The 13,098-nt window shown below is 72.6% G+C and carries 11 protein-coding genes; 8 read left to right on the forward strand and 3 right to left on the reverse strand.

What is annotated here, in order from left to right; genetic code table 11:
* Positions 1–7: 7 nt before the first annotated feature.
* Both ACFYMU_RS20965 and ACFYMU_RS20970 read right to left on the reverse strand, forming a co-directional pair.
* Positions 8–1,558: a ricin-type beta-trefoil lectin domain protein gene (locus ACFYMU_RS20965; RefSeq protein ID WP_388375034.1), complete on the reverse strand. Its 1,551-nt coding sequence runs from the start codon at positions 1,556–1,558 to the stop codon at positions 8–10.
* Positions 1,559–1,803: 245 nt separating this feature from the next.
* The gene (locus tag ACFYMU_RS20970; protein WP_388375037.1) at positions 1,804–2,796 is read right to left on the reverse strand and encodes an RNA polymerase sigma factor SigF; all 993 of its coding nucleotides are present in this window, start codon (positions 2,794–2,796) and stop codon (positions 1,804–1,806) included.
* Between the two features lie 237 nt (positions 2,797–3,033).
* Between ACFYMU_RS20970 and ACFYMU_RS20975 the strand changes: the two genes are divergently transcribed.
* The 6 genes from ACFYMU_RS20975 to ACFYMU_RS21000 all read left to right on the forward strand — a co-directional run bounded on the left by ACFYMU_RS20975 (position 3,034) and on the right by ACFYMU_RS21000 (position 8,576).
* Positions 3,034–3,402 (forward strand): STAS domain-containing protein, encoded by a 369-nt coding sequence (locus tag ACFYMU_RS20975; RefSeq protein ID WP_388375040.1) that lies wholly within the window; start codon positions 3,034–3,036, stop codon positions 3,400–3,402.
* A 256-nt stretch (positions 3,403–3,658) separates the two neighbouring features.
* Positions 3,659–4,201, forward strand: a complete 543-nt coding sequence (locus ACFYMU_RS20980) for an ATP-binding protein (protein ID WP_388375043.1) — start codon at positions 3,659–3,661, stop codon at positions 4,199–4,201.
* A 182-nt stretch (positions 4,202–4,383) separates the two neighbouring features.
* Positions 4,384–5,085, forward strand: coding sequence for an LPXTG cell wall anchor domain-containing protein (locus ACFYMU_RS20985; RefSeq protein ID WP_388375046.1), 702 nt, complete (start codon positions 4,384–4,386; stop codon positions 5,083–5,085).
* A 79-nt stretch (positions 5,086–5,164) separates the two neighbouring features.
* Positions 5,165–6,118 carry a hypothetical protein gene (locus ACFYMU_RS20990; RefSeq protein ID WP_388375049.1) on the forward strand — a complete coding sequence of 318 codons (954 nt, stop codon included), beginning with the start codon at positions 5,165–5,167 and terminating at the stop codon, positions 6,116–6,118.
* Positions 6,115–7,194, forward strand: coding sequence for a hypothetical protein (locus tag ACFYMU_RS20995; protein WP_388375052.1), 1,080 nt, complete (start codon positions 6,115–6,117; stop codon positions 7,192–7,194). Before ACFYMU_RS20990 ends, ACFYMU_RS20995 begins: the two co-directional genes overlap by 4 nt.
* Before the next feature lie 68 nt (positions 7,195–7,262).
* A complete protein-coding gene (locus ACFYMU_RS21000; RefSeq protein ID WP_388375183.1) occupies positions 7,263–8,576 on the forward strand; it encodes a hypothetical protein in 1,314 nt (437 codons plus the stop codon).
* A gap of 118 nt (positions 8,577–8,694) precedes the next feature.
* On the opposite strand, the gene ACFYMU_RS21005 is transcribed toward ACFYMU_RS21000, so the two are convergent.
* Positions 8,695–10,191, reverse strand: a complete 1,497-nt coding sequence (locus ACFYMU_RS21005; protein WP_388375055.1) for an oligopeptide:H+ symporter — start codon at positions 10,189–10,191, stop codon at positions 8,695–8,697.
* A gap of 530 nt (positions 10,192–10,721) precedes the next feature.
* Here ACFYMU_RS21005 and ACFYMU_RS21010 point away from each other — a divergent pair.
* Entirely contained in the window at positions 10,722–11,399 is a 678-nt protein-coding gene (locus tag ACFYMU_RS21010; RefSeq protein WP_381080100.1) for a response regulator transcription factor, read from the forward strand.
* A 408-nt stretch (positions 11,400–11,807) separates the two neighbouring features.
* A complete protein-coding gene (locus ACFYMU_RS21015; protein ID WP_388375059.1) occupies positions 11,808–13,085 on the forward strand; it encodes an ATP-binding protein in 1,278 nt (425 codons plus the stop codon).
* The last annotated feature ends 13 nt before the right edge of the window (positions 13,086–13,098 follow it).

The following is a 13,098-nucleotide window of genomic DNA, read 5'->3' on the forward strand; positions in this document are numbered from 1 at the left end:
GTGGGGGTCAGGACGCGCCCGCCTTCCACCGCTGGGCGTCGTCGCCCCGGTCCGGCAGCAGGAACAGGGTGTCACCGCCGTACGGCGTGACCGCGTGATCGGGGGCGATCCCCGGGCGGATCACCCCGCGGGAGTCGACCGTGAAGCGCAGGTTCCGGCCGTTGGAGCCGTAGACGGCGGAGCACTCCCAGATGCCGACCCCCCGGTAGGCGGAGCCCCGGCTGTCCAGGCAGAAGCCGGGGTCGGCGTACGACTGGAGGACGCCGCGTGCGCTGTCCACGCGCCAGCGCTGGGTGGGGGACGAGGTGCAGGGCGCCGTGACGACGTCCGTGCCCAGGTCCATGTTCCCGTCGCGGATGTCCAGGCACTGCCCGGAGGCGACGTTCACGACCTGGGCGTACGTTCCGTTCGGGGGGTGCGCCGCGGGAGGCTTCGGCTTCGGTTTCGGCGTCGGTGACGGGCTCTTCGTCCTGGAAGGCGCCGGAGCCGGCGGCCGGGCCGGCGATGTCCGCCTCGGCGTCGGGGAGGGCGACGGCGTCGTCGAGACGGTCGCCGTCACCGTCACCGCGGGCGCCGGTGGCGGGGTGCGTACGGTGCTCGCGGTCCGTGCCGGTTCGGAGCCGCCGGAGGCGAGGAGGTAGATCAGCAGGGGGGTCAGCGCCGCCGCGGTGGCCGTCGCGGCCAGCGCGGTGCGCCGCGCCGGCCACCAGCGCGCCGCCCCGGGCGCGCCGGCCGCGTTCCCCCGGTCCGTGTCGCCCACGTACGCCGTGCCGCCCCAGGGGAGCAGGCCCTCCGCCAGCGCCGTGCGCGGTGTGTCGCGCAACTGCGACAGCTCCTCGTACGCGAGGGCGCAGTGTGCGCAGAGCGTCATGTGGGCGTGCAGATCGGCGCTGTAGCGCGGGCTGCCGGGGCGTACGGACTCCTCGATCAGCCGCCGGAAGTCCTGGCAGCGCGGATTGCCGGAGGCGGCCAGCCGGGTCCTGAGCAGGGACTGGCGCAGCGACTGGAACGCGGGTTCGGTGCCGTACGCCACGTCCTGCGCGGACACGCCGAGCAGCCCGGCCGTGCGCTCCGCCGGCTGCTCCTCGACGACCCCGTACCAGACCATGCCCTGCACCCGGACCGGAAGCGCCTGGAACGCGGCGAGCATGGGCGGGACGAGACCCTCTGACCCGGCCGCGCGCAGCAGCCGCAGCAGGCCGGCGTCGAGGCGGGAGGCCCGTTCGCCGTCCGTGGCCCACGAGGCCGCCACCCGCCCCGTCAGCAGCAGGAGTTGGTGGCGCCACGGGCCGTGCGGATCGTTGCCGCGGGCGGTGTCGCGGGCGGCGAGCGTGAACGTCTGGGCGGTCAGCTGGCGGGCCGCGGTCTCGTCGACCGCGCACAGGCGTGCGTACGCGAGCACCGCGGGGCGGTGACGCGTCCGCAGCTCGCGCAGGGCCGGACACGCGCCCGGGGTGTCGGCCCGCAGCAGCTCGGTCAGCCGGGCGTCGGACACCTCGCTGTGCATACCACCGCCGGTGGCCTCGATGTCGTCGTCGTCCCGCTCCGACCGGGCCATCCCCGTGCCTCCTCGCACACTGCTCCCGCCGGCGGGCATGCCTGCGACCCAGGGGCACCGGCCGGTACGGGGTGACCATAGTGGTGGAAGGGCACCCTGGGGAAAAGGGGGTTCCCGGCGGTAACCGAAGTGCGGTGCGGCGAACGAGCGGCACCGGCGCACGAGGGCCGACGCGCCGGTGCCGCCCCATGCAACCCGGGCGGTGGGGGGTCGAGTTGCGTGGGGCGGCGCCGGATGGCGGCCCGTCACTCCTCGACGGTGAGCCCCTTCCGCAGTCTCACCAGCGTGCGGGACAGCAGCCGCGACACATGCATCTGCGAGATGCCCAGCTCGTCGCCTATCTCCGACTGCGTCATGTTGGCCACGAACCGCAGCGACAGGATCTTCCGGTCGCGCGAGGGCAGTTCGGCGATCAGGGGCTTCAACGACTCGACGTACTCGATGCCTTCGAGGCCGTGGTCCTCGTAGCCGATGCGGTCCGCGAGCGCGCTCTCGGAGTCGTCCTCCTCCGGCTGTGCGTCGAGGGAGCTCGCCGTGTAGGCGTTCGAGGCCGCCATGCCCTCGACGACCTCGTCGTTCGAGATGCCCAGGCGCTCGGCGAGTTCGGTGACCGTCGGGGCGCGGTCCAGTTGCTGGGCGAGGTCGTCGCCCGCCTTCGCCAGGTCGAGCCGGAGTTCCTGGAGCCGCCGCGGAACGCGCACGGACCAGGACGTGTCGCGGAAGAAGCGCTTGATCTCGCCGATGATCGTCGGCATCGCGAAGGTGGGGAACTCGACCCCGCGGCTGAGTTCGAAGCGGTCGATCGCCTTGATCAGGCCGATCGTGCCGACCTGGATGATGTCCTCCATGGGCTCGCTGCGCGAGCGGAAGCGGCCGGCGGCGAACTTCACCAGGGCCAGGTTGAGTTCGACGAGCGTGTTGCGGACGTACGCGTACTCGTGGGTGCCTTCTTCGAGCGACTCCAGCCGTTCGAAGAGCGTCTTGGACAGGGCCCGCGCGTCCACCGGTCCCACCTCGTCGTACGGGGGGATCTCCGGAAGTCCGGCGAGGCCCTCGGGTGCGGCGGATCCGTCGGACGGGGTGGGGTTTTTGGGGCCGGTGAGACCCTCGGGCCCGGTGGGAGCGCCACGGTCGGCGAAGGCGCCTGCGCGGTCGCGGTCCGATCGCTGTGGGGGGAGTGCCGACGTCGCCCTCTGGGTCTGCGATGCGTCGAGCCGGGATGACATGATGTCCTCCATCGTTCTCGGCATATGGCTGCCGATGCCCATACGTGCACTGCCGTGTGCGGCGCCTCCAAAGCCGGCCTGGTCGACTGGGTGTCCCTACTAGCCCTACCGGCATTCGCCGACTCACCGCAAGTGCATTCTGTGGCGAAATGCCCGAATTTGCGAGGTTGTTCGAGTGTCGGGAGACGTACGGAAGGCGTAGTGTGCGGGGGCGTCACCAACAGCCACGACGGTCGGGAGAGAGACGGCATGGACCGCGGGACGGTCGGCAGCGCACAGTCGGGCCGGCTTTTGGTCGAGGTGCGGCAAGAGGGCACGAGCGCCGTCGTGACCCCGGCGGGTGAGCTCGATCACCACACCGCCGATCTGTTGCGCGAACCGCTCGACGACTGCCTGGAGAAGGGGCTCTCACGCCTCGTCGTGGACTGTTCACGCCTGGAGTTCTGCGACTCCACCGGGCTGAACGTACTGCTCGGTGCCCGGCTGAAGGCCGAGGCCGCCGGCGGCGGGGTCCATCTGGCCGGGATGCTGCCGGTGGTGGCCCGGGTCTTCGAGATCACCGGGGCGGACGCCGTCTTCACCGTCCACGACACGCTGGACGCGGCCCTGGCCGAGTAGGGGAGGCGGCGACGGGTCCCTGCCGGATTTCCACCGTGACGGGCGCGTTACGCGCGTCACAGGTCCGGCCCGAATCCCGGGGTGTTCCGGCGATCCGGTCGGGCAGGAGACATGCTGAACATGTCGGCACCGACGCCGGAAGCCCCGACGGAAGGGGCCGGACGCGAACGGCGCGAGCAACGATCGACGGAAACACCGCCGATCTCCGTACTGAGACTTGAATCGTGAACAGGTGAATCGGTGAGGTGAAGCGCTGATGAGCACCACCCGGCCCCACTCGCCGGGCGACCGCGGCCCCGGGCGGAGCGGCGCTTCCGGAACGCCCGCCCGGGGAGCGTCCGGTGAGGGTGCCTCGTCCCGGGCGCCCGGCGAGCAGGCGCGCCCCTCGACGGGGCAGGTCCGCAGGCTGAGCCTCGAGGGGGAGAGCGGAGTCGTCCCGCTGGCGCGCGACTTCGCCCGCCAGGCGCTGTACGCGTGGGGCTGGCTGCCCTCCGCCACCGCCGACCAGCGGGCCGCCGCCGAGGATGTGCTGCTCGTCGTCTCCGAGCTCGTCACCAACGCGTGTCTGCACGCCGAGGGCCCCGACGAGCTGAGGATCGGGTGCGACAACAAGGTGCTGCGCATCGAGGTGTCCGACAAGGGCGCGGGCCAGCCCGCCCCGCGCACCCCGCACCGCGCCGGACGCCCCGGCGGCCACGGCATGTTCATCGTGCAGCGGCTCTGCCTGGACTGGGGCGTCGTGCGCACGCCCGGAACGGCCGGCAAGACCGTGTGGGCGGAGCTCGGCGCCCCCGCGTGACCGGCCCGGTGACCCCCGACCGGGGGTTACCCGCGGTTCGAACCCGTGCCCGCGCCTCACCGCGAACCTCACTTCTCGCGCGCCGGATCGCCACACATCCGGCGCGCCCTGTGTCTTCCCTCCACACGACCCCGGGCGTACCTTGACGGCCGATCTGATATGCCGTCAGGAAAGAGGGGACCGTGTCGTACCACAAACGAACCGCCGCGTTCGCGTCGGCCGCGGCCCTGGCCGGCTCGGCGGTGCTGCTGGCCGCTCCCGTGGCCAGGGCCGAGGTCGTCGACGTCAATTACCAGTGCAAGACGCCGATCGGCGACAAGAGCGCCGTCTCGCCCATCGACATCAAGGGTGTCAAGAGCGGCAGCGGCTACAAGATCACCATGTCGTGGCAGAAGGGCGTCTCCTCCAGCCCGGTCGAACTGGGCAAGGGCGCGATGAACCCGAGCGCCACCATCCAGCTGGGCGGCGCGGACAGCGGCACCATGTCGGTGTCGGGCCCGGCCAACCAGGAGGCGATTCCCGCCAACACCCCCATCAAGATCAACGACTTGAGCGGTACGTACACGCCCAGGAAGTCCGGCAAGGTCACGTTCACCGCCGGAGTGCTCACCATCAAGGCGCTCGGCACGACGACCACCTGTACGCCCGCCGACAAGCCGAAGCCGTCACTGACCCTCGACGTCACGGCCGCGGGCGGCTCCGGCTCCGGCTCCGGCTCCGGTTCGGGTGCCGGCCAGAGCGGCACGGACTCCGGCGGGCAGCTCCCGCAGACCGGCCCCGAGGACTCGGCGATCGCCCTCGGCACCCTCGGCGGCACGGTCCTGCTCTCCGGCGCGGCCGGGGTGCTGTGGCTGACGCGCCGCAACCAGGCCGTGCGCCGCTGAGGCGCACCCCGGACCCCGCCCCGAGCCACCGCCCGTCGACCAGGCGCTGCGCGCCGCCCCTTCCCGTCGGGAGCCGCCGATGCCGTACGCCCGCCACGTCCTCTGCCTCCCCCTCGCCGCCCTGAGCCTGCTGGCCACCGCCCCCGCCACCACCGCGGCCGGCGACGGCGGCTGGTCCCTCACGCCCGCGACGGGCGGCGCGGACGGACGGCCGTACGTCTACGCGGAGGGCGAGCCCGGGACGGTCCTGCAGGACGGGGTGTCGGTGCGCAACCCGGGCGGGAAGCCGCTGACCGTCCGGCTGAGCGGTGCCGACGCGGACAACACCCGGGACGGCCGCTTCACGGTCCGCACCGAGCCGGCCGACACGGGTGCCTGGATCGCCTTCGCGGGTACGACGGGCGGGCACAGGACCGCGGTGCGCACGCTGTCGCTGACGGTGCCCGCCCGCACCCGGGCCGAGGTGCCGTTCACCGTGACCGTGCCGGTGGGCGCCGCGCCCGGCGACCACCCCGGCGCGATCGTGGCGGTCGCGGGCGGCCGGACCTCGGCCGTGCGCGTCCAACTGCGCGTGCCGGGGCCCGCGTTGTCCGCGCTGACCGTGGAGCACGTGACGGTGCGCGGCGGGCGGATCGCGTACGAACTGGTCAACCGCGGTACGACCGTGCTGACCCCGCGGCTCGCGGTGCGCGCCGACGGCCTCTTCGGCCGGGTCCTCGACCGTGCCCCGCGCACCCTGCCCGTCGAACTGCTGCCGGGCCGCCGGATCCGGCTCACCGAGCCGTGGCCGCACCGCCCGGCGCTCGACGCGGTGGAGGTGCGGCTCACGGTCACGGCGGCGGGTGGGGCACACGGTTCCGGGGCCGCGTCGGCGTGGTTCGTCCCGTGGGGGACGGTGGCCGGCACCGCCGCCGGGCTGCTCACGGCCGTGGGCGCCGGTGTGGTCGTACGACGCCGCAGGCGCCGCCCGCCGGATCCCGGCGCGGACGACCGGCCGGGCAGGGACGTCGAGTTGACGGGAGCGATGACGTGAAGGGGCGTATCCCGGCGCTGGTGGCGCTGCTCGCGCTCGTCCTGGCGCCCTTGGCGGCACCGCCGGCCTGGGGCGCCGGCAGGCCGGCCGTCGAACTGTCCGCCTCCCAGGCGGGGACCGGCGGTTCGATCACCGTGACCGGCAGCGGCTGGCGGCCGAAGACGCTGCTGATGATCCTGATCTGCGGGCGGTCGGTGCCGTCCCGCGGCGTGATCGGCGGCACCAACTCCTGCGCCAACGCCGACGGCCGCGCCGTCACGACCGACGACGGCGGGAGGTTCCGGAGGAAGCTGCCGGTGGCCGAGCCGCCCGTGCCGTGCCCCTGCGTGGTGCACGTCGCCACCGTCACCGGAGCGACGGCGGACGCCGACGCGATCTTCCAGGTCGCCGGGCACCCGGTGGAGCCGCTGCCCGCCGAGTCCCCCGCCGGGCGGCTGTCGATCCTGACGGACACCCGACTGGACGGCTCCAGCGGGCTGTTGACCTGGTTCGGGGCGCCGCCGTCCCGCACGCTCGTGTTCACCGTGGGCAACGTCGGCTCCTCGACGGTGAAGGACCCCGTCTTCCGTGTGGGCACCTCCCACGGGGTGTTCGCGCCGCAGTGGGACGAGCAGCAGTGGCACGGCACCGTCGCTCCCGGCGGAAAGGCACGGATCGAACTGCCGGTGGAGCTGTCGGCGGGCGCCCACGGCGACTACACGGTCTCGCTGGAGTACGGCGGGAAGGTCCTCGCCGAACAGCCGTGGGGCGTCGGCCGCCCCTGGGGCGTGACCCTCTTCTGGATCCTGCTCTGCGTGGTCGTACCGGCGGCCGTGTTCCGCGTCGGCATGGCCGTCGTGGACCGGGCGCGGCCGCGTGGGCCCGTACGGCGGGCGGCGCACCGCCGGGGTCTGCGGCTGCCCGAACTCACCCTGCGCCTGCCGAAGCCGGGTGCCGGCCCGCCCGCCCCCTCGGCCCCTACCCGTTCGACCCTGCCGTGGTTCACCCCCGACTCGGAGCCGGGGACCGCGGCGAACGGTCGGCTCTCCGCACCGCAGGAGAACAGTCCGACGACTCCGACGAAGGGAAACACGTGAGCACGCAACGGAGAGTCCTTGCGGCAGGGGGCAGAAGCCGGAGGGCGAGCGCGGCCGGAGTGGCGCTGATGCTCGGCGGCGCGGGCATCCTGCTCGGCGTGGCCGCCGCACCGGCCCAGGCCGCCGAGGTGTCCTACCGGACCGAGTGCATCCCGCCCTCGATCTCCGGGCTGCCCCCGGTCGAGGGCACCACCAAGGTGCAGATCACCGCGCCGGCGGAGGCCGAGGTCGGCGACGAGGTGACGATCACCTGGAAGTTCGTGCAGGCGGCCTCCAAGAACCCCGACATCCTCGACCTGGAGAAGGACACGGTCAAGCCGACGGGGACGCTGAAGGCGGCCGGCGCGCAGACCGCGGACATCGCGATGGAGGGCCCGCGGTCGAACCCGCCGATCCCCAAGAACAGCGACATGAAGCTGTCCGACATGACGGGCAAGCTGAAGCTGACCACGGCCGGCGAGGTGACGCTGACGCCGGACGCGTACGACATCAACGTCAGCAAGCCGATCTCGACCGACACCAAGTGCTCCCCGAAGGAGACGGTGCCGTCGGCCGCGACCATCAAGGTGACGGACGGCGGCGGGGGTTCGGGCGGTACGACGGGCGGGCTGCCGACGGGCCTGCCCACCCTGCCCACGGGCGTGCCCACGGATCTGCCCACGGGGCTGCCGACGGGCCTGCCGACCGGCTCCTCCCCGGCGTCCCCGACGGCGAGCGCGAGTGACACCGGCGGTGGATCCGGCACCGGCGGCGGCAGCGGCGGGCAGACGGACTTCACCGGCAAGGAGGTCCAGGTCCCGTACGCCTGCAAGACGCCCATCGGCGACAAGAACGCCACCTCTCCCGTGCAGATCGACGCCAAGAAGAACGGCGGGAGTTTCGACCTCACCGTGCAGTTCAAGAAGTCGGTGATGAACAGCCCGGCGGACATCCCGAAGGACTCCGTGAAGCCGTCGATGGAGGTCGTGCTCGGCGGCGCCGACAAGGGCACCGTCCATGTCGAGGGCCCCGCGAACGCCAAGGACATCAAGTCGGGCGACCCGATCGAGATCCCGAACCTCACGGGTACGTACAAGCCGGGCGCCAGCGGGCAGTCGACGCTGTCACCGGGCGTCCTGACCATCAAGGCCCTGGGCACCACCACGACGTGCACGCCGACGAAGACGGAGGTGTCGCTGACCCTGGACACCTCGCAGCAGCCGGGCGGGGCGTCCGGCGGCTCGTCGACCGGCGGCTCGGCGTCGTCCTCGGGCACGTCCGGCGGCCTGGCACAGACAGGCGCGGAGGACCACGGCGCCCTGAAGGCGCTGGGCCTGGTGGCCGGGACGGCGATCCTGCTGGGCGGCGCGGTGTTCACGTTCCTGCCCCGGCGCGTGCGCTGACCCCTGCTGCCCGCGCGCCCCGGGCGGGGCCGGGCGCTCGGAGGGGGTCACCGCGTCACGACGCGGTGACCCCCTCCGCCGGTGCGCCCGGGGCACGGGGCCCGGATCGGCACGCGCCCTAACGGACGTCGCCCATCAGCCGCTTGACCTTGCCGCGGTACATCCACACCGCGAACCCGGCGAGCGCGGCGAGCGCCGCCTCCAGGGCCACGACGGCCGTCTTGTCGAGGTCGACGCCCGCGATGGAGAGCAGACCGGTGGTGGCGTCGCCGGCGGTCACCGCCAGGAACCAGACGCCCATCATCTGGGAGGCGTACCTCGCCGGCGCCATCTTCGTCGTCACGGACAGGCCGACCGGGGAGAGCGTCAGCTCCCCGACCGTCTGCACGAAGTAGATCGCGACCAGCCACATGGCCGCGGCCCTGTGCCCGCCGCCGGCGATCGCCAGCGGCGCGAGGAAGAGGAAGAACGACGCACCGACCAGGATCAGGCCCGAGGCGAACTTCACCGCCGTGCCCGGCTCCTTGCCGCGCCGGTTCAGCGCCAGCCACATCCAGGCGAACACCGGGGCCAGCGCCATGATCATGACCGGGTTGACCGACTGGTACCAGGAGACCGGGAAGTCCCAGCCGAAGATCGTGTTATTGGCCGACGACTCGGCGAAGAGCGACAGGGTCGAGCCGCCCTGGTCGTAGATCATCCAGAACACGGCGGCGGCCACGAAGAACCAGATGTACGCGGTCATCCGGGACTGCTCGGCGTGGTCCAGCTCCTTGTCCCGCTTGATCCGGGTGATGACCAGGACCGGGATGACCAGACCGGCGACGGTGATCGGGACCAGCAGCCAGTTCAGGGTGTAGACGCCCGAGAAGCCGACGACCGCGTAGAAGACGACCGCCACGGCCGCCCACAGGGCCGACTTGCGCAGCGTGGCGGACTTCTCCGCGGCGCTCAGCGGCGTCGGGACGTCCTTCGAGCGCTCGCTGAGGTGGCGGCCGCCCAGCAGGTACTGGCCCAGCCCGAGCGCCATACCGAGCGCGGCGAGCGCGAAGCCCAGGTGCCAGTTGACGTTCTCGCCCACGGTGCCGATGACCAGCGGCGCGGCGAAGGCGCCCAGGTTGATGCCGATGTAGAAGAGCGTGAAGCCACCGTCGCGGCGCGCGTCGTCCGGGCCGTCGTAGAGGTGGCCGACCATCGTCGAGATGTTGGCCTTCAGCAGGCCCGAGCCGATGGCGACCAGGCCGAGACCGGCGAAGAAGGTGCCGGAGGACGGCAGGGCCAGCGTGAGGTGGCCGAGCATGATGACGAAGCCCGCGACCGCGACCGTCCTGCGGGGGCCGAGGACACGGTCGGCGAACCAGCCGCCCGGCAGGGCGAGCAGGTACACGAGCGACAGGTACACCGAGTAGATCGCGGTCGCCGTGGCCGCACTCAGATGCAGGCCACCGGGAGCCACCAGATACAGCGGGAGCAGGGCCTTCATGCCGTAGTAGGAGAACCGCTCCCACATCTCGGTCATGAAGAGGGTGGCCAGTCCGCGGGGGTGGCCGAAGAAGGTCTTCTCGGAACCGGGGGTGCCCGGGCGGACCGAGTCCTTCGTCAGGCTGGACGCCATGGTCGTTCCTTGCTTGGTCGGGACGCGCCGCACGAGCGTGGCGCGCCCGGTGGGGCGGCCGGAACCGGCGGGATCGGCCGTCCCCCCACGCCCACGGAGTGCCCACCCCGGGTCTCGGGGCGGTGGACGGCGACCACCGGGATCCACGCCTCTGCACGCGTTGACGTGCGCGAGGCCCGGCACAGGTCACTTTTCAGGGCCGGCGGTGGCCGGCCCGCACACAAAAGAGACCTTCAGCGTGACGTGCCGCCAAAGGTCCCCGATGGTGCTACAGGCGTTCCGATGACGATACGCCATGACACCACCGGATATGGAAGGACTTGAGACCAGTATCACAGGCGATTCCGTGGCCACGGGCACCTATTCGAAGGTGTTCACCCGTATGGCACCCCTCGGACGCAGGCGTGGCTCCCCTCGGTGGGGGCTCACGGCGGCGCCGCGTCCTGGCAGCCGAAGGTAAGAACGCCCGCGCACCCCTCACACCTGCGATCACGCTCTTGCTCCCCACGCGGGCGGACTACCATCACTCCATGACCCGTGTACTGCTCGCCGAGGACGACGCGTCCATCTCGGAGCCGCTGGCCCGCGCCCTGCGCCGGGAGGGTTACGAGGTCGAAGTGCGCGAGGACGGACCCACCGCGCTGGACGCCGGAATGCAGGGCGGCGTGGACCTCGTCGTGCTGGACCTCGGGCTGCCCGGCATGGACGGTCTGGAAGTGGCCCGCAGGCTGCGTGCCGAGGGCCATACGGTCCCGATCCTCATCCTGACCGCGCGCGCGGACGAGGTGGACACCGTCGTGGGCCTCGACGCGGGTGCCGACGACTACGTCACCAAGCCGTTCCGGCTCGCCGAGCTGCTCGCCCGCGTCCGGGCGCTGCTGCGGCGCGGTGCCACCGAGCCCGCCCAGCCGCCGGCCACGCACGGGGTGCGCATCGACGTCGAGTCGCACCGCGCCTGGATGGGGGACGAGGAGCTGCAGCTCACCGCGAAGGAGTTCGACCTGCTGCGGGTCCTGGTCCGGGACGCGGGCCGGGTCGTCACGCGCGACCAGCTGATGCGCGAGGTCTGGGACACGACCTGGTGGTCGTCCACGAAGACCCTGGACATGCACATCTCCTGGCTGCGCAAGAAGCTGGGGGACGACGCGGCGAACCCGCGGTACATCGCGACGGTGCGGGGCGTGGGCTTCCGCTTCGAGAAGAGCTAGGGCGTGTTGCGAAAGTGGCGTCGTCCGCCCGAAGGGCGGGGCCCGCGGCGTCTGGTGCTGGGGGCACCTCCCGCGCCCTTCGGGCTGCGGGGGAGCATCGCAAGGCGGAGGGTCGTCCGCGTACTGGGCGTACGCGGGCGATCCCGACAACGCGGCGGTGGGGGCCCCTCCCGCGCGAGCGCAGCCGAGCGTGGGGGAGCCGTGCCAGGCGTCGCGGGGCAGACGGGACTTTCGCAACACGCCCTAGTGCTGTGGCCGGAAGGGTTCGCCGGCTCGCAAACCCTTCCGGCCACAGCGCCAGGCACTCCGTCGGCCCGGCCGGGTTCCCGACGGGCGCGCTCCCCACCTCGGGGTGCCGGTCCGTCCGGGGCACACTGGTCGTTGTCCAGCCATCGCCCGGAGGGCCTCGTGCGTCGTCGTCTCATCCAGTCCACCCTCGCCGTCGTCCTCGTCGTGATCGCCGTCTTCGGCATCTCCCTGGTGATCGTCGAGACGCGGACGATCGGCAACAGCGCGCAGGAGCGTGTCGACTCGGAGGCGCTGCGGCTCGCCAGCATCGTGGACAGCCGGCTCCTCGGCGCCCAGAAGGTCAAGCCCGCGCTTCTGGAGGGCCAGGTCACCGGTGACAAGTACGCGCTGATCACGATCCCCGGCCAGGCCCCCATCCAGGTCGGCGACAAGCCCGTCGGCGACGTCATCCACTCCACGGCCCAGGGGGAGGAGGGCGAGACGGTCCGGGTCGAGGAGCCGCGCTCGACCGTCACCCGCGAGGTCGGCCGCACGCTTCTGATCATCGCCCTGGTCGCGCTGCTCGCGATCATCGCCGCCATCCTGCTCGCCGTGCGCCAGGCCAACCGCCTGGCATCCCCGCTCACGGACCTCGCCGAGACCGCGGAGCGCCTCGGCTCCGGCGACCCGCGACCGCGCCACAAGCGGTACAGCGTCCCGGAACTGGACCGGGTCGCCGACGTCCTCGACGCCTCGGCGGAGCGGATCGGGCGCATGCTGACCGCCGAGCGCCGCCTCGCCGCGGACGCCTCCCACCAGCTGCGGACGCCCCTGACCGCGCTCTCCATGCGCCTGGAGGAGATCGCCCTCACCGACGACCTGGACACGGTGAAGGAGGAGGCGACCATCGCGCTGGCGCAGGTGGAGCGGCTCACCGACGTCGTGGAGCGGCTGCTGACCAACGCCCGCGACCCCCGCACCGGCTCGGCGGTCTCCTTCGACCTCGACGAGGTCATCCAGCAGCAGCTCGCCGAGTGGCGCCCCGCCTACCGCAGCGCGGGCCGCGCGATCGTCAGCTCCGGCAAACGGCACCTGCGGGCCGTGGGCACCCCCGGCGCGGTCGCCCAGGTGCTGGCGGCGTTGATCGAGAACTCACTCATGCACGGCGGGGGCACGGTCGCGCTGCGCACCCGTGTCACCGGCAACCAGGCGGTCGTGGAGGTCACGGACGAGGGCCCGGGGGTGCCGCCGGAGCTGGGCTCCCGGATCTTCGAGCGCACCATCAGCGGCCGCAACTCGACGGGCATCGGCCTGGCGGTCGCCCGCGACCTCGCGGAGGCGGACGGCGGACGGCTGGAGATGCTCCAGGCCAAGCCGGCGGTCTTCGGCCTGTTCCTGTCGCGCACGCCGCTCAAGAAGCCACAGTCCGGGGGAGGACCGGAGCAGACGGTCAGGTAGGCCGGGCAGGGGA

This window comes from Streptomyces sp. NPDC007264 (genome assembly GCF_042869095.1).
GTDB lineage: Bacteria > Actinomycetota > Actinomycetes > Streptomycetales > Streptomycetaceae > Streptomyces.